Source organism: Sphingomonas sp. M1A8_2b (assembly GCF_053345535.1).
The window spans coordinates 1,639,565-1,656,202 of record NZ_JBKFAH010000001.1 but is presented as its reverse complement, the minus strand read 5'-3'; the positions used below and the strand labels follow the sequence as shown (position 1 = coordinate 1,656,202).

Below are 16,638 nucleotides of genomic sequence, written 5' to 3'. Positions count from 1 at the left end.
GCGGGGCGGCGGCCGCGGATCAGCCGACCGTCACGCCCTTCCAGAACGCATATCGGTCCTTGATCTCGGCCGCGGCGGAATTCGGGTCGGGATAATACCAGACCGCATCGACGTTGCGCTTCCCGTCGACGACCAGTGTCTTGTAGCTCGCCACGCCCTTCCACGGGCAGTTCGAGTGAGTCGCGCTGTCCTCCAGCAGGGCCGGATCGACGCTGTTCGCGGGGAAATAATGATTGCCCTCGACGACGACGGTATCGTCGGACCGGGCAATTTCCTGGCCGTTCCAAGTTGCGACAGGCATATCAGTCTCCTTCAGGCAGGTCCCAATCCCGCCGCCTCATACCGCTCGGGCTTGAACCCGACCAGCAGCGTCTCGCCGGTGTCGAGCACCGGCCGCTTGATCATCGACGGTTGCGCCAGCATCAGCGCCACCGCCTTGTCCGCATCGAGATCGGCACGGTCCGCCTCGGGCAGTTTCCGGAACGTCGTACCCGCGCGGTTGAGCACCACCTCCCAGCCGACCCGATCAATCCAGTCGCGCAGATGCGCCGCATCGATCCCGGCGGTCTTATAGTCGTGGAACGCATAGGCGACGCCGCGCTCGTCGAGCCAGGCGCGCGCCTTCTTGATCGTGTCGCAGTTCTTGATCCCGAACATCGTGATCGTCAAAACCATGTCCTCCGTACTCGCGACCGATCTTACCCGGCCCTGCCCGCGTAGATCGTGCGGGCGTCGCGCTTGAACGCCGCGCCGCTATCCTGCCGGCTGTAAAACATGTGCCCGCCCGGATAGACGGTGAGCTTCACCCGCTCCGCCGCGCCGAAGCTCGGCATCTGGTCGACGATCAGCCGCGAGGCGAAGAACGGGCAGGACAGGTCGTCCCAGCCGTGCACGATCATTACCGCCATCTTCGGATCGTTGGCGATCGCCTTCCGCAGGTCGGTCACCGGCGTGTCGTCGGGCTTGCCGCGATCCCAGGCCTCGTTCACCGCGTAGGACAGCGCATGATAGCGCGCGTCGGTCTTCCAGCCGACCACGCGCGTGACGAAATCGACCATCGCGCTGGTCGTCGGCGCGATCAGCGCGTCAAGGATCGGATCGTTCGACTGGCGCTGCGCGGACCAGGGGAAGGGATCGAACGCCGTCACGTTCGAATCATAGACGCTGCCGATCGTCCCGTCGGCACGGTGGATCTCGCGCAGGAACGTCGCCGAATCGACTCGCCCGCCGAGCCGCTGCACCAGCGCCGGGTCGAGCCCGGTCAGCCGGCTGACATTGGATACCAGCCGCGAGACCGCCTGCGGATCGGTCCGCCCGCGCAGCAGGTCGGTCGCGAACGCGCCCCTGGTATACGCCTCGACATCGGCCATCGCGGCGGGCGTCAGTTGATGCTGCTGCTCGAGATGCGCCGCCGCCATCGACGGCAGGTCGATCATCCACGGCAACGGCGAGAGCGCGGTGGCGCCGTCGCCCGAGGCGGGATCGAGATACGGCGAGACCATGACGATCCCGTTGACCCCGACGCCGATCTGCGACTGGAGTTCGTACGCGATCCGCGGCGCGCGGTAGCCACCATAGCTTTCGCCCATGACGTATTTGGGCGAGCGCAGACGTCCGGCCTTCACGAGCCAGTCGTAAACGACCTTCGACAGATATTTGATGTCGGGATCGTTGGCGTAGAACGCCTTCTTGGTCTTCTCCTCGTCGACCAGGCTGCGGCTGAAGCCGGTGCCGACCGGATCGATGAAGACGAGATCGGTGAAGTCGAGCCAGCTGTTGGGATTGTCGGTCGTGATCGGTGCGTCGGACGGCGCATTGCCCTGTGCGCCGAACTGGACGCGCTTGGGTCCGACCGCGCCGAGGTTGAGGTAGACCGACGACGCGCCGGGCCCACCGTTGAACGCGAACGTCACCGGGCGGTTGGTCGCTCCACCGGTTGCGACATAGGACGTGTAGACGACCTGACCGATCTCCTTGCCCTTGTCGTCGCGAACCGAGATCGTCCCGATCGTCGCGTCGTACGCAATCGACCGGCCGCCGATCGACGCCGACTGGCGCACGGTCTTGTCGGCGGGGAGCGGCGGGAACTTGACCTCTTCGTCGACCTTCTTCTCGACGGTCGAGGTCTCCTTCTTGTCCTGCGCCGCGATCGGCGCGGCGAGCAGGCTGGCGGCGGCCAGTGCGGTGAGCATGCGCGCGATCACTTGGCTGCCCCCCCGCCGACCGCGATCCACGCGTCGATCTTGCGTTCGAGCACCGGCATCGGCAGCGACCCGGTATCGAGCACCTGCGCATGGAAATCGCGCGGATCGAACTTCGCCCCGAGCGCCGCCTGCGCCTTCGCCTTGGTCCGCGCGATCGTCAGCTGGCCGATCTTGTACGCCAGCGCCTGGCCCGGGATCGCGATATACCGCTCAACCTCGGCGGTCGCGTCGGTCCGCGACATCGGCGAGTTGGCCAGCATGTAGGCGATCGCCTGGTCGCGCGTCCAACCCTTGGCATGGATGCCGCTGTCGACCACCAGCCGCATCGCGCGCAGCATCTCGTCGTTCAGCCCACCCATCCGCTGATACGGATCGGTCTCCATGCCGAGCTCCTTCCACAAGCTCTCGGCGTACAGCGCCCAGCCCTCGACGTAGGCGGTGTTGCCGCCGAACCGCATGAAGGCGGGGAGAGCGGTGTTCTCCTGCGCGAGGCTGATCTGGAAATGGTGCCCCGGTACGCCTTCGTGGAGGAACAGAGTCTCCATCTCCCACATGTAGCGCGAGGGCAGATCGTAGCTGTTGTAGTAGAACACGCCCGGCCGCGATCCGTCTGGCGTGCCGCCCTCGTACGATCCGCCCGCGGCGGTCTTTTCCTTGAACGCGGGCACCGGCCGGATTTCGAGCGCGGTCTTCGGCGTCAGCGAGAACTGCTCGGGGATGCGCTGATAGATGCGCTTCTCAATCGCCTGATAGCCGTCGCGTAGCTGCGCGACCGAGCCCGGCTGGAACTGCTTGTCGGTGCGCAGGAACGTGAAGAACGCGGGCAGATCGCCCTTGAACCCGACCGCCTGCTTCTGCGCCTCCATCCCCTTCAGGATCCGCGCCACCTCCGACAGCCCGAGCCGATGGACCTGCTCGGCGGTCATCGGCAGCGTCGTGCGCTGCTGGATCAGATACGCGTAATAGGCATCGCCGCCGGGCAGCGCGGACAGCCCCACCGTATCGCGCGCGACCGGCAGATACGTCTTGGCGAGGAAATCGCGCATCCGCTGGTGCGCGGGCGTGATGACGTCGCGGATCTGCGCCGCATAGGCCGCCTTGAGACGCGCCTGATCGGCCGCGGAGATCGTCGCGGGGAAGGTTTTCACCGGGCCGTAGAAGGTCGAGCCCTCGACGCCTTCCGCGATCAGATTGTCGAACTCCTGGATCATGTTGGTGACGACCAGCTTGGGCTGGACGATCTTGTCCATCATGCCCTGGCGAAACAGTCCGATCGCACGGTCTAGCACCACCGCATATTGCGCGTTGCGCTTGAGGTTGTTCTCATAGTCGGCGAGCGTCTTGAACGGCGCGGCACCCTTTCCCGACGCGAAGTCGGGGTAGAAGGTCTGGAATCCCCCGAAATGGTCGATCGGCAGGTCGCGCTGGACCTTGAGGATCGCCGGCGCATAACCGGCAAGATCGGTCTCGTTGCGCGTCTTGAACACGTCATAGGCGATCTGGTCGGTCGGCGTCAGCTTGGTCCGGTCGATCACCTTGAGCGCGGCAAGATCATGCTCGATCGCAGCGCGTTCGGCGGCAAGATACGCGTCGGTCAGATAGTCGCCCAGCCGGTCGGCATAGCGCAGATCGCCGCGGAAGATCGCCTCGATCGGATTGCGCTTCAGGCTCGCCTCGTCGCTGTCGTAGAACAACCGCTTGAGCCGGGCATCGTCGGCACTTTCGCCGGATTGTGCGGTCGGCGGCGGCAGCGCCTGCGCGGTCGCAACATTGGCTAGGAGCGTGGTGGACAACAAGGCGGCGATCACCAATTTCACGGTCAACAGGCGTTCCTTCGAATGCGACGACGCAGGGGTAGGATGCGACAGGTTTGCCCGCAAGCGTCCGCGAGCAGATCGGGCCATCCGGACCCGCATCTCGCCGATATCGAAGGTCAGAGCATACCGAGATCGTGCAGCCACTGTCCGACCTCCCCCGGCCACTCCCGCGTGACCGGATCCGCCGTCGGCCGCATGCCGAAGGCATGGCGACCCTTGGCATAGAGGCGCAGATCGACCGGCACGCCGACCTCGTTCAACGCGAGCGCATACGCCATCGCATGCCGGACATTGTCGGTCGGATCGTTCATCGCGTGGATCAGCAGCGTCGGCGGCGCCTTCGCGCTGATCGTCACCCACGGTGCCAATCCGAGATCGGTCTTGGCGTTGCTCCGATCCCAGATACGCCCGGTATAGGCCAGCACCGCGAAGTCGGGCCGCGACGGCTCGCGGTCGGCTGCATCGACCGTCGGATAGGTGCGGCGCTCGGCATTGCTCAGCGACGCCGCAACGTAGGCGCCGGCCGAAAAACCCATGACGCCGAGCTTGTGCGGATCGATGCCATAGCTGGCGGCACGATGTCGTAGCAACGCCATCGCGCGCTGCGCGTCCTGCAACGCCAACAGCACTTCGGGTCGCCGACCGAACCCCGTTGTCTTGTCGACGATCCATTCCTGGGGCGCGCGGTATTTCAGGATCACGCAGGTCATGCCCTGCCGGACGACCCAATCGCAGATCTCGGTGCCTTCGAGATCGATCGCCACCGCCGAGAAGCCGCCACCCGGCAGGACCAGGATCGTCGCCCCGGTAGTCTTTCGCTTCGGTCGATAGAGCGCCATCGTGGGTCGCGAGACATAGCTTGCCCAATGCCACGCTCGCCCGCCGACGAGCGGCGAGCCGTTGCCTGTTTCCTCGGGATGGTCGCCGGTGTCGGGTTTGCGGATCGCAAGGTCGGCCGGCCACAGCGGCATCTGCGTGCCGCCCGGCCCCGCTTGCCACACCCCGACCGTCGCGACCTTCGCGATCTCGGTAGCATGATCGGCGGTCGGCGCGGTCTGCGCTGGTCCGATCGCGACCGCGCCGATCGCCAGCAGCGATGCCGAGACGAGGGCCAAGACAGTGTTCAAACCCACGACTCCTTTTGCGCGCGCCGATAAACGCCAAGCCGGTGGCGCGACGCGGGCTTGGCGTTTATCGGTGGGGTATGACGCATCCGTTCTTCGCGATCCATCGCCACGGCATGATCCGGGTTGCCGCCGCCACGCCGCGCGCGTCGGTCGGGGACACCGCCGCCAACGCAGACGCGACGATCGCGCTGGCAAAGGAGGCGGACGCGCGGGGTGTCGACCTCGTCGTGTTCCCCGAACTGAACCTGACCTCCTACGCGATCGACGACCTGCATCTGCAGACCGCGCAGCAGCGGGCGACTCTGACCGCGATTGCGGCCGTGGTGGCGGCCAGTGCAGAGGTGATGTCGGTGCTGCTGGTCGGCGCGGCACTGGTGCGAAACGGGCGCCTCTATAACTGCGCGCTAGTGATCGCTCGGGGCAAGATCCTCGGCGTCGTCCCCAAGACGTTCCTGCCGAACTACCGCGAATTCTACGAGAAGCGCTGGTTCGCGAGCGGGGCCGGCCTGACCGGGCTGACGATCGACCTGGGTGGCGAGGAGGTGCCGTTCGGGACCGATCTGATCTTCGCCGCGCGCGACCTGCCCGGCTTCGTGTTCCATGCCGAGATCTGCGAGGATTACTGGGCCCCTACCCCGCCCTCGACCGCAGGTGCGCTCGCCGGGGCGCTGATCTGCTGCAACCTGTCGGCCTCGAACATCGTCATCGGCAAGGCGCGCGAGCGGGCGATGCTGGCGGCGGCGCAGTCGGCGCGTGCGGTCTGCGCGTACGTCTATTCCGCAGCCGGCCCGGGCGAGAGCACCACCGAAGTCGCCTGGGATGGCCAAGGCTTGATCCACGAACTCGGCGAACAGATCGCGGAGTCGGCGCGGTTCTCGACCGAGCCCGAACTGGTGATCGCCGACATCGACTGCGAGCGCATCACGCAGGAGCGTCTGCGCAACGGCACGTTCAACGATGCCGCTGTATTCGCCGGCAATCCCGAGACCCGCTTCCGGCGGATTGCGTTCGATCATCTGGCTGAGCGTGAAGCCGAAATCGACGGTCAAGCCAGCGATCCTCCCCCGCCAGGGGGAGGTGGCAGGCGCAGCCTGACGGAGGGGGAGGAAAGGGCAACCTCTGTTCCGTGCCCTCCCCCTCCGTCGCCTACGGCGCCACCTCCCCCTGGCGGGGGAGGATCGGACAGGCTGGAGCGCGCCGTCCGTCGTTTCCCGTTCGTGCCCAACGACCCGGCGCGGCGTGACGACGACTGCTACGAAGCGTTCAACATCCAGGTCGAGGCGCTGTCGAAGCGCCTCGCCGCCGCGCAGGCCGAAACGATCGTGATCGGCGTCTCCGGCGGGCTCGACTCGACCCACGCGCTCATCGTGGCCGCCAAGGCGATGGACCGCCTCGGCCGCCCCCGCAGCGCGATCCTAGGCTTTACCATGCCCGGCTTCGCGACCGGCGACGGCACCAAGGCGAACGCCTGGGCGCTGATGCGCGCGCTCGGCATCACCGCCGAGGAGATCGACATCCGCCCCGCCGCACGCCGCATGCTCGAGGACATCGGTCACCCGTTCAGCGATGGCGAACCGGTCTACGACATCACCTTCGAGAACGTGCAGGCGGGCCTCCGCACCGATTATCTCTTCCGCCTGGCCAACCAGCGGCGCGGGATCGTGCTCGGCACCGGCGATCTCAGCGAGATGGCGCTCGGCTGGTGCACGTACGGAGTCGGCGACCAGATGAGCCATTACGCCGTGAATGCGGGCGTGCCGAAGACGCTGATCCAGTTCCTGATCCGCTGGTGCATCCGCACCGACCAGTATGACGCGGCGACCGATGCGATCCTGTCGACGATCCTCGCGCAGGAAATCTCGCCCGAGCTCGTGCCGGCAGGCGCGGACGGCGCGTTGCAGAGCACCGAGTCGATGATCGGGCCGTACGCGCTCAACGACTTCTTCGCGCATTACGTGATCCGCCACGGCCTCGCGCCGTCGAAGATCGCGTTTCTCGCCTGGCACGCCTGGCGCGACGTGAGCGTGGGCGCATGGCCTGAGGACCTGCCCGACGATGCGCGCGTGGCCTACGACCTGCCGACGATCATGACGTGGCTGGAAAAGTTCCTTTTCAGATTCTTCACCACCAGCCAGTTCAAGCGCTCGGCGATTCCCAATGGCCCGAAGGTCTCGGCGGGTGGCGCACTGTCGCCGCGTGGCGATTGGCGGGCGCCGTCGGACGGCATCGCAACGGCCTGGATCGAAGAATTGCGGTCAAGCGTTCCTTAAGGTTCGCCGCGCCGCCTTGCATAAATCGGCCGCCCGGCGCATTATGAAAATCCTATGACAGTGGCTCCACCGGATGGATCGCGCGATCGCCGGATCGAGATCCCATCTAACCTTTGGCTGATACACCCGGCGGGCCGTGCGCTGCTGCCGCTCGCGCTCGCGCGTGGCATTTCGGCCAATGCGGTGTCGGTCATGGGACTCTGCTTTGGCGGTGCCGCCGCGCTGGCGTACGCGAATTGGCATAGCTGGGCGCTCGCTCTGGTCGGCCTGGTCCTGTCGGTCGGCTGGCTGATCGCCGATGGACTCGACGGAATGGTCGCGCGCGCGACCAAGACCGCAAGTCCGCTCGGCCGCATGCTCGACGGGCTGTGCGATCACGGCGTGTTCGCGCTGATCTACACCGCGCTGGCGATCACTATCGCCACGCCGGAAGGCTGGGTTCTCGCCTTTGCCGCCGGTGGCGTCCATGCAGTCCAGTCGAACCTGTACGAAGGCGAGCGCGCGCGCTTCCATCGTCGGCTAAAGGGCTTGGCGCTTGCGGCGCCTCCCGTACCCACCGGTAACGCACTCGTCCGCTTCTACGACGGCGTCGCGAGCAGCATCGATCGAATCGCCATGCCGTTCGAACGCGCGCTCGGTCAGGCGAGCGATCCGATCGCGCTTGGTGCCAGTTATGGGGCCCGCGCCGTCGCGCCATTGCGGTTCATGGCCTTGCTTACCGCGAATGTCCGGGTATGGGCGATCTTCGTCGCCTGCTTCGCGGGCAACCCACGCATCTTCTGGTGGTTCGAGATCGTCCCTCTGACGCTCGTGGCCATCGTCGGGCTCGTCTGGCACCGTCGTGTCGAACGTGCCTTTGTTCGTAGTACAACGCCGCCGCGACCGAAGACCGCGTCGCGCATGCATCTATCGTAAGGAACAGGGTCAGTAATGAATAGCATTCGGATCGCCGTGGTCGGCATCGGCAACTGCGCGAGCTCGCTCGTGCAAGGCCTCGAGCACTACCGTGAGGGCGCCAACGACCAGGTCGGCCTGATGCATTTCGATATGGGCGGCTACAAGCCGAGCGACATCAAGGTCGTCGCGGCTTGGGACATCGATCGGCGGAAAGTCGGCAAGGACGTCGCCGAGGCGATCTTCGCCAAGCCCAACTGCACCGCGGTGTTCGCACCCAATGTCGGCAACACCGGCACGATCGTGAAGATGGGCAAGAAGCTGGACGGCGTCGCCGATCACATGGCCGACTTCAAGGACGATCGCACGTTCCTGATGTCCGACGCCGCCGAGCCGACGCGTGAAGAGGTCATCGCCGACCTGAAGGCATCGGGCGCCGACGTGCTCATGAATTACCTGCCGGTCGGTTCGCAGGAAGCGACCGAATTCTACGCCGACTGCGCGATCGAAGCCGGCGTGGCGTTCGTCAACAACATCCCCGTGTTCATCGCGTCGAACCCGGTTTGGGCGAAGAAGTTCGAAGACGCCGGCGTGGCGATCATCGGCGACGACATCAAGGCACAGCTCGGCGCGACGATCGTCCACCGCGTACTGACCGACCTGTTCGCCAAGCGTGGCGTGAAGCTGGATCGCACCTACCAGCTCAACACCGGCGGCAACACCGACTTCCTCAACATGTCGAACCATCGCCGTCTCGAATCGAAGAAGATCTCGAAGACCGAAGCCGTCCAGTCGGTCGCGGCCGAGCGGATGGACGACGACAACGTCCATATCGGTCCGTCGGATTACGTCCCCTGGCAGAACGACAACAAGGTCTGCTTCCTACGCATGGAAGGCCAGCTGTTCGGCGGCGTGCCGATGAACCTCGAACTGCGTCTCTCGGTCGAAGACAGCCCCAACTCGGCGGGTGTCGCGATCGACATGATCCGCTGCGCCAAGATCGCCAAGGATCGCGGCATCGCCGGCGTGATCGACCCTGCCTCGGCGTATTTCTGCAAGCACCCGCGCACGCAGATGACCGACGATCTCGCGCAGATCGAAGTCGAGCGGTTCATCAAGGCCGCCTGACGTGACCGATACGCCCCGGATTCAAACGGCGATCATCCTCGCCGCCGGGGAAGGCAGCCGCCTTCGCACCTCCGCCCCGTACAAGCCGCTCTGCGCGGTCGCGGGGCGGCCGTTGATCGCCCACGCGCTCGAAGGGCTGGCGGAAGCCGGTTTCGCGCGGGCGATCGTGACGGTGAGCTACGGACGTGAGGCGATCGAAGCGTATCTCGGTAGCCGGCGCTGGCCGCTGAAGGTCGAGACGGTGCTCGCCGACCACCGCGAACCCAACGGCGTTTCGGTCCTCGCGGCACGCGATGCGCTGGCCGGCGGCGAAGCGGTGCTGGCGATGTGCGACCACCTCGTCAGCCCAGACCTCTACGCACGGATGGCGAAAGCCGGCGCTGGCGGTGGTCTACGGCTCGGCATCGACCGACGTCTCGGCCACGACTGGGTCGACCCCGAGGACGTGACCTGCGTCGCCACCGAAGGCGACCGCATCGTCGCAATCGGCAAGGGCCTCGAACCGCACGACTGCTACGATACCGGCGTTTTCGCGATCGGCCCTGCGCTGTCGGATGCACTCGCGACGCTGGCGAGCCCTTCGCTCACCGAAGGCGTCCGGTTGCTGGCCGCGCAAGGCCTCGCCCGCATCGTGGATTGCAGCGACATCGACTGGATCGACGTCGACGACGCCCCCGCGCTGGCCAAGGCAGAGGCGTGGATGGCGACCAAAGCGGACGCGGTCGCGGCGTAACTTTTTCGCGATCCTCCCCCGCCAGGGGGAGGTGGATCGCGTAGCGAGACGGAGGGGGAGGAACGTGCAACGGACGTTGCGTATCCTCCCCCTGGCGGGGGAGGATCGCGCACGCAACGCCTATCCCGCTTCCTCGACCCGCGGATCGGGTACGTCCAGCGTCGCGCACGTCCCGACCGCCGCGTTCTCGATCGTCACCGTCCCGCGCAGCTGGCGCGCGAGGCTGCCGATCATCCGCATCCCGAGGCTTTTCCGCGATGCCGCCTTCAGGTCGAAGTCCACCGGCAATCCATCGCCCTCGTCGGACACCGTCAACACGATCCGCCCATCCGCGCTGCGCACAGTGATCAGGATCACCCCGCCGTTGTCGCCATACGCATATTTGATCGCGTTGGTGACGAGTTCGGTCACCAACAGGCCGACCGGTATCGCGACGTCCGCGCTGATCAGGATCGGCTCGATATCGCACTCGATCCGGTGCTTGAGCGATTGCTCGCCCAGCCCCGTCGCGATCCCGCAGACCAGGTCGTTGAGCGCGACGATGCCGACCTGATCGCCGCGCCACAGCTGGTCGTGCGTCTGCGCGATCGCCGTGATCCGCGCCTGCGCGTCCCCGAGCAGCCGCCGGATTCGCGGATCGTCGTCCTCCTGCATCTGCAGGTTGAGCATCGCCGAGACGAGCGCGAGGCTGTTCTTGACGCGGTGGCTGGCCTCGCGCGTGAGCAGCTCCTGGTGCTCCATCGCCTCGCTCAGCCGCTGCTCCGCCTGCTGCCGTTCGATCGCGACGCCGATGAGATTGGCGAACCCCTGCATGAACGCGAAGTCGGCAGGCTCGAACTGGCCCTCGTCGGGGCTGTCGACCTCGAGCACGCCAAACCGCTTGCCCGACGTCTCGACCAGCACGTTGATCGCCCGTCGGATATTGTGTCGCGCCATGAACTCGGGCGTCCGAAACCGCTGCTCGTTCTCGAGATGGTTCGAGATCACCGGCAGGCCCGTCTCCAGCGCGAACCCAGCGGGCGAGCCGAGATCGGTGCGCATCTCGGTCGACCCGACCACGCCGGGCTCCCAGCCGATGCCGGCACGCACCAGCAACGTGTCCTGCTCGGGGCGATATTCGAGGAACTTGCAATATTTCGAGCGCATCCCCTCGCCGCACAGCTCGGTCGCGCGCTGCAACATCGGCTGCAGATCCCGCGCGCGCAGTGCCTCGATCCCGAAATCGGCCAGGATCGACTGCTGGCGAAGGCGATACTGAAGCTCGCCCGCACCCGGAGGAGTATCCCCGCCGGGAGAAGGTTCGATAACTGCCACGTATGCTCCGTTCGTCGATACCAAGCGTCTCTAGTACCGACCTTCCCTGAAGGATCAACATGGCGCTTGCATGGCGGCTGTCGGGGGCGACTGTTGGGGGCGGCGATCGGCCGTGATACATGAACGGCGTGAACGTCCATGCGCCCATCCTGCATCGCGATCCCGTTCCGCTGACGATCGACGACTTCATCCTGCTGAAGCGGGCGGGAAGCTTCGCCGGTTACGGCAAGGTCGAGCTTCTCGACGGGGAACTCTCGGGCGTTCGACTCCAGGATGACGACGAACCGGAATATGATGGCTCGAAGCCGATCAAGCTCGACAGTCGCGCATATCGCCTGCGCGCCGATGCGGGATCGTTGCAAGGTCATGGCAAAACGGAGATGCTCGATGGCGCAATCTACGCGCTGAGTCCGCAATATCGTCCGCACGGTTTCGTGAAGGACGAGATCGCCTACCGGTTGCGGCGTGCCTTGGAAGCGCTGGGATCGTCGCTGCACGTGGCGACCGAGCAATCCGCGGCGCTGTCTTCGTTCAGCGAACCCCAGCCCGATATCATGCTGACCCGCGAACCGCGGGGCGATGGCCCAATCCCGGGCGCGTCGGTGGCTCTGATCTGCGAGGTATCGGCAAGCACGCTTGCGTTCGACTTGCGTGAGAAGGCCCGGATCTACGCAGAGGCCGGCATTCCGGAATATTGGGTCGCCGATGTCGCGGCGCGGATGATCCACCAGATGTGGGCGCCGGTAGGCGATCGCCTTAATCAGTCACGGGACGTCCCGTTCGATGCGAGGATCGAGTCGGTGACGATACCTGGCCTGAAGATCGAGACCATCACGCTTTGATAAGCACATTGATGCGCGGCTTGTGGATGGTCGCTCGGTAGAGTTACAGCTGATCAACTGGTTGTTCGACCGAGACCTGTTCGGCGGACATTCCTCTCAACCACGTAAGCACTGTTTCCCCGCGAAGGCGGGGATCCAGACTGGGCTCCCGCCTTCGCGGGAGAACATGGGAGAGAGTGGCGGCAGCGGATCGTGGTCTTGCCCCTAGTTGAAAGAGACAAGCGCCGACCTGAGCCGCTACCCCCCCAGATCCAAATTCACCTAGCCCAAGGGCTTGGAATGACGGGAAAGACGGGCCGACCTCCCCCAGGTGGTCTCCCAGCAATCCTCCCCCGCCAGGGGGAGGTGGCGCCGGAGGCGACGGAGGGGGAGGACACGGAACAGAGGTTTTCCCTTTCCTCCCCCTCCGTCTGGCAAGTGCCAGCCACCTCCCCCTTGCAGGGGAGGATTGCAAGGTGGTCGCGCTGCCCCTTTAGGCGATCAGCGGGTCAGTTTCTTGTACGCCAGACGCGTAGGACGATCGGCGGCGTCACCCATCCGGCGACGCTTGTCCTCCTCGTACGACGCGTAGTTGCCCTCGAACCACTCGACGTGGCTGTCGCCCTCGAATGCGAGGATGTGCGTCGCGAGGCGATCGAGGAAGAAGCGGTCATGGCTGATGACCACCGCGCAGCCCGCGAACGTCTCCAGCGCCTCTTCGAGCGCGCGGAGAGTCTCGACGTCGAGATCGTTGGTCGGCTCGTCGAGCAGGAGGACGTTGCCACCCTCCTTGAGCATCTTGGCCATGTGAACGCGGTTGCGCTCACCGCCCGACAGCTGGCCGACCTTCTTCTGCTGGTCCGGCCCGCGGAAGTTGAACGCGCCGACATAGGCGCGCGTGCCCATCTCCTGCTTGCCGAAGCGGAAGATCTCGAGCTCGTCGGAGATTTCCTGCCAGACGTTCTTGTTCGGATCGAGATCGTCGCGGCTCTGGTCGACATAGCCGAGCTTGACGGTCGAACCGACTTCGATCGTGCCCTCGTCGGGCGTTTCCTGGCCTGTGATGAGCTTGAACAAGGTCGACTTGCCCGCGCCGTTGGGGCCGATCACGCCGACGATGCCGCCGGGGGGAAGCGTGAAGTCGAGACCGTCGAACAACAGCTTGTCGCCATACGACTTGGTCAGGCCCTTCGCCTCGATCACCTTGCCGCCGAGACGCGCCGGCAGCTGGATCAGGATCGCCGCCTTGCCGGCGACGCGGTTCTCCTGCTTCTCCATCAGCTCGTCGAACGCACGGATACGCGCCTTCGACTTGGTCTGGCGGGCCTTGGGGGTCTGGCGCATCCACGCCAGCTCGTCGGCGATCGCCTTCTGCTTGCCGGCCTCTTCGCGCTCTTCCTGGCTGAGGCGCTGTGCCTTCTTCTCCAGATAGCCCGAATAGTTGCTCTCGTAGGTGTAATAGCGCCCGCGATCGAGCTCGAGGACCCAGTTGACGACGTTGTCGAGGAAGTAGCGGTCATGCGTCACGAGGATGACGTTGCCGGTATATTCCTTGAGGTAGTTCTCCAGCCACGACACGCTTTCGGCGTCGAGATGGTTGGTCGGCTCATCGAGCAGCAGGATCTGCGGCTTCTCCAGCAGCAGCTTGCAGAGCGCGACGCGGCGCTTCTCGCCGCCCGAGAGGTTGACCACCGACGCATCGCCCGGCGGGCAGCGCAAGGCCTCCATCGCCTGTTCGAGCTGGCTGTCGAGCGCCCAGCCGTCGACCGCGTCGATCTTGGCCTGGAGCTCGCCCATCTCCTCCATCAGCGCGTCGAAGTCGGTGTCGTCCTTCGGATCGCCCATCTCGGCCGAGATCGCGTTGAACCGGTCGACCAGGTCCGCGACGGGCCGCACGCCGTCCTTGACGTTGCCCATCACGTCCTTGGTCGGATCGAGCTGAGGCTCCTGCGCCAGGTAGCCGACGTTTACGCCTTCCGCCGCCCAGGCCTCGCCCGTAAAATCGGGATCCATGCCGGCCATGATCTTCATCAGGGTCGACTTGCCCGAACCGTTTGGGCCGATGATCGCGATCTTCGCCGACGGAATGAACTGCAGATGTATGTTGTTGAGAACGGGCTTGTTGGCACCGGGGAAGGTCTTAGACAGACCCTTCATGACGTAGGTATACTGGACGGCCATGTGGGTGCCGAGCTCCGTTCTGAATAAGGGCGGGATTTGACGTGCGCAGATAGCGATGCGGCGAGCCGTTGGCAAACGGCGAGCGCCGCCATACGCTACCCTGATGATGAAACGCACCCTGCTCGCGGCGCTGGCCGCTTCCGCCCTCACCTCTCCCCTGATGGCGCAGCGTACCGCCGCCCCGCCGACCGCGGCCGATGCAAAGGTCGCAGCGCTCCGCGACAAGGCGCTGACCGACGACACCGCGTACAAGATCGTCGAGGGGATCACGACCGAGGTCGGCCCACGCATGACCGGTACCGAGGCGGCACCGCGGGCGCGCGCCTGGTCGCTCGCCAAGCTGAAGGCGCTCGGATTCAAGAACGTGCGGATCGAGAAATACCAGCTGCCGGTCTGGTCGCGCGGCACGGAGAGCGGGGAGTTGGTCGCACCCTATGCGCAGAAACTTCATCTGGTCGGCCTCGGCAATTCAGGCGCGACGCCGCCGGGCGGGCTGACCCTGCCGATCGTGTATTTCCCGACATACAATGATCTCGCGCTGGCCGCAGACGGCAGCCTCAAAGGCAAGATCGCGTTCGTCTCCAATTCGATGCAGCCGACGCAGGACGGATCGAGCTATGGATCGCAGGGCACCGCGCGCTTCGTCGGACCGAACGTCGCCGCCAGGAAGGGTGCAGCGGCGATCGTGATCCGGTCGATCGGCACCGATCACGGCCGCGGGCCGCACGCGGGCACCACCAATTTCGAAGCGGGCGTGGCTCCGATCCCCGCGGCGGCGCTGTCGGTCGCGGACGCCGAGCATGTCGAGCGGCTGGTGAAGCTCGGCAAGCCGGTGACGCTGAAGCTGGTGCTCGAAGACAAGCAGGCCGGGATGCAGGAATCGGGTAACGTCGTCGCCGAGGTTCCGGGCACCGACCCCAAGGCGGGCATCGTCCTCGTCGGTGGCCATCTCGACAGCTGGGATCTCGGCACCGGCGCGATCGACGACGGCGCGGGCATCGCGATCACCGCCGCTGCCGCCAAACTCGTCATGGACAGCGGCCAGCGGCCACGCCGGACGATCCGCGTCGTCTGGTTCGGTGACGAGGAGAGCGGCGGATTCGGCGGGGCCGCCTATGCCAAGGCGCACGCCGGCGAGCGCCACGCCACCGCCGCCGAATCGGATTTCGGTGCGGATCGCGTCTGGCGGTTCGAAAGCAGCCTGCCCGCCGCTGCCAAGCCTATCGAGGACCGCCTAGCCGTCGCACTCGCGCCGCTCGGGATCATCCGCGGGACCGCTGCGCCGCATGGTGGCACCGACGTCGGCCCGACCATCGCGACGGGTGTCGCCGGGATCGACCTCAACCAGTCGGGTCTGCGCTACTTCGACTACCACCACACGCCCGAGGATACGCTGGAACGGATCGATCCCGAACAGCTTCGCCAGAACGTCGCCGCGTGGACCGCGATGATCGCGACGGTCGCCAATGCGCGCGAGGAAATCGGTCCGGTCGTGCCCCGAAAGTGACCAATTGCATGGGCCGATCTGTCATCGTTCTGCCGCAAACCTTGCGGACAGATGAATTTAGCGGATTGACCGGCCGCCGCGGTCCGCTATTTGACGTGACTTCGCGACGGCAATCGGGTCGGCCGCGAGTGAAACTATGCTTGGGAGCATTCGAATGAAGAAGATCGTTCTGATCGCTGCTGCCGCCGGCCTGATGTCCGTCGCAGCCTGCAGCAAGTCGCCAGAAGCCGCCGCCGTTGAGAACAACGCGGACATGCTGGCTGACAACATGGAAATGCAGGCTGACAACATGGACGCCATGGCGGACAACACCTCGAACGCAGTCGCTACCGACGTGCTCGAGAACGCAGCCGACAACATGAACGCTGCTGCCGACAACGTCCGTGACGCTGCCGACGCAAAGACCGACAACATGAACTAATATTCCATCGGGCGTTCGCGCCCGATAGGATTTAGTGTCGGAAAGGGCGTTCCTTCGGGGGCGCCCTTTTTCTTTGTGTCTTTTGCTTTGCAAATGCTTGCGCTAACGCGGGCGCCGGTGGGGCCTGTAGCTCAACGGTTAGAGCTGGCCGCTCATAACGGCTAGGTTGCGGGTTCGATTCCTGCCGGGCCCACCAACCCTTCACACGTAGCCAGAGCCGC

The 16,638-nt window shown here is 65.5% G+C and carries 14 protein-coding genes and 1 tRNA gene; 8 read left to right on the top strand and 7 right to left on the bottom strand.

Translation table 11 applies throughout. From position 1 onward, the window contains the following. Nucleotides 1–19 precede the first annotated feature (19 nt). From ACLBWL_RS07765 to ACLBWL_RS07745, 5 genes are all read right to left on the bottom strand, one after another. Complete coding sequence (locus ACLBWL_RS07765; protein WP_447791674.1) at nt 20–301, bottom strand: DUF427 domain-containing protein; 282 nt, start codon at nt 299–301, stop codon at nt 20–22. 11 nt (nt 302–312) lie between these two features. After that, nucleotides 313–675 carry an ArsC family reductase gene (locus ACLBWL_RS07760; RefSeq protein ID WP_447791672.1) on the bottom strand — a complete coding sequence of 121 codons (363 nt, stop codon included), beginning with the start codon at nt 673–675 and terminating at the stop codon, nt 313–315. A 23-nt stretch (nt 676–698) separates the two neighbouring features. Further along, the gene (locus ACLBWL_RS07755) at nt 699–2,192 is read right to left on the bottom strand and encodes a S10 family peptidase (protein WP_447792065.1); all 1,494 of its coding nucleotides are present in this window, start codon (nt 2,190–2,192) and stop codon (nt 699–701) included. Nucleotides 2,193–2,200: 8 nt separating this feature from the next. Beyond that, nucleotides 2,201–4,027 (bottom strand): DUF885 domain-containing protein, encoded by a 1,827-nt coding sequence (locus tag ACLBWL_RS07750; RefSeq protein WP_447791670.1) that lies wholly within the window; start codon nt 4,025–4,027, stop codon nt 2,201–2,203. A 110-nt stretch (nt 4,028–4,137) separates the two neighbouring features. Beyond that, complete coding sequence (locus ACLBWL_RS07745) at nt 4,138–5,148, bottom strand: alpha/beta hydrolase (RefSeq protein ID WP_447791668.1); 1,011 nt, start codon at nt 5,146–5,148, stop codon at nt 4,138–4,140. A 77-nt stretch (nt 5,149–5,225) separates the two neighbouring features. On the opposite strand from ACLBWL_RS07745, the gene ACLBWL_RS07740 reads away from it, so the two are divergent. From ACLBWL_RS07740 to ACLBWL_RS07725, 4 genes are read left to right on the top strand one after another with little or no spacing between them, the layout of a single operon-like run. After that, on the top strand, nt 5,226–7,418 hold the full coding sequence (locus ACLBWL_RS07740; RefSeq protein ID WP_447791666.1) for an NAD(+) synthase: 2,193 nt from the start codon (nt 5,226–5,228) through the stop codon (nt 7,416–7,418). A gap of 54 nt (nt 7,419–7,472) precedes the next feature. Then, complete coding sequence (locus ACLBWL_RS07735) at nt 7,473–8,333, top strand: CDP-alcohol phosphatidyltransferase family protein (RefSeq protein WP_447791664.1); 861 nt, start codon at nt 7,473–7,475, stop codon at nt 8,331–8,333. A gap of 15 nt (nt 8,334–8,348) precedes the next feature. Further along, the gene (locus ACLBWL_RS07730; protein WP_447791662.1) at nt 8,349–9,440 is read left to right on the top strand and encodes an inositol-3-phosphate synthase; all 1,092 of its coding nucleotides are present in this window, start codon (nt 8,349–8,351) and stop codon (nt 9,438–9,440) included. A gap of 1 nt (nt 9,441) precedes the next feature. Then, nucleotides 9,442–10,173, top strand: a complete 732-nt coding sequence (locus ACLBWL_RS07725) for a phosphocholine cytidylyltransferase family protein (RefSeq protein ID WP_447791660.1) — start codon at nt 9,442–9,444, stop codon at nt 10,171–10,173. Nucleotides 10,174–10,293: 120 nt separating this feature from the next. Here the strand turns inward: ACLBWL_RS07725 and ACLBWL_RS07720 are convergent, their stop codons facing one another. Beyond that, a complete protein-coding gene (locus ACLBWL_RS07720; RefSeq protein WP_447791658.1) occupies nt 10,294–11,487 on the bottom strand; it encodes a sensor histidine kinase in 1,194 nt (397 codons plus the stop codon). A gap of 119 nt (nt 11,488–11,606) precedes the next feature. On the opposite strand from ACLBWL_RS07720, the gene ACLBWL_RS07715 reads away from it, so the two are divergent. Beyond that, the gene (locus ACLBWL_RS07715; RefSeq protein WP_447791656.1) at nt 11,607–12,329 is read left to right on the top strand and encodes a Uma2 family endonuclease; all 723 of its coding nucleotides are present in this window, start codon (nt 11,607–11,609) and stop codon (nt 12,327–12,329) included. A gap of 480 nt (nt 12,330–12,809) precedes the next feature. On the opposite strand, the gene ettA is transcribed toward ACLBWL_RS07715, so the two are convergent. After that, entirely contained in the window at nt 12,810–14,489 is a 1,680-nt protein-coding gene (ettA, locus tag ACLBWL_RS07710) for an energy-dependent translational throttle protein EttA (protein ID WP_307084344.1), read from the bottom strand. 106 nt (nt 14,490–14,595) lie between these two features. Between ettA and ACLBWL_RS07705 the strand changes: the two genes are divergently transcribed. From ACLBWL_RS07705 to ACLBWL_RS07695, 3 genes are all read left to right on the top strand, one after another. After that, complete coding sequence (locus ACLBWL_RS07705; RefSeq protein ID WP_447792063.1) at nt 14,596–15,996, top strand: M20/M25/M40 family metallo-hydrolase; 1,401 nt, start codon at nt 14,596–14,598, stop codon at nt 15,994–15,996. A gap of 154 nt (nt 15,997–16,150) precedes the next feature. Next, the gene (locus tag ACLBWL_RS07700) at nt 16,151–16,417 is read left to right on the top strand and encodes a hypothetical protein (RefSeq protein ID WP_380780816.1); all 267 of its coding nucleotides are present in this window, start codon (nt 16,151–16,153) and stop codon (nt 16,415–16,417) included. A 120-nt stretch (nt 16,418–16,537) separates the two neighbouring features. Continuing rightward, nucleotides 16,538–16,613, top strand: a tRNA-Ile gene (locus ACLBWL_RS07695). Nucleotides 16,614–16,638: the final 25 nt, after the last annotated feature.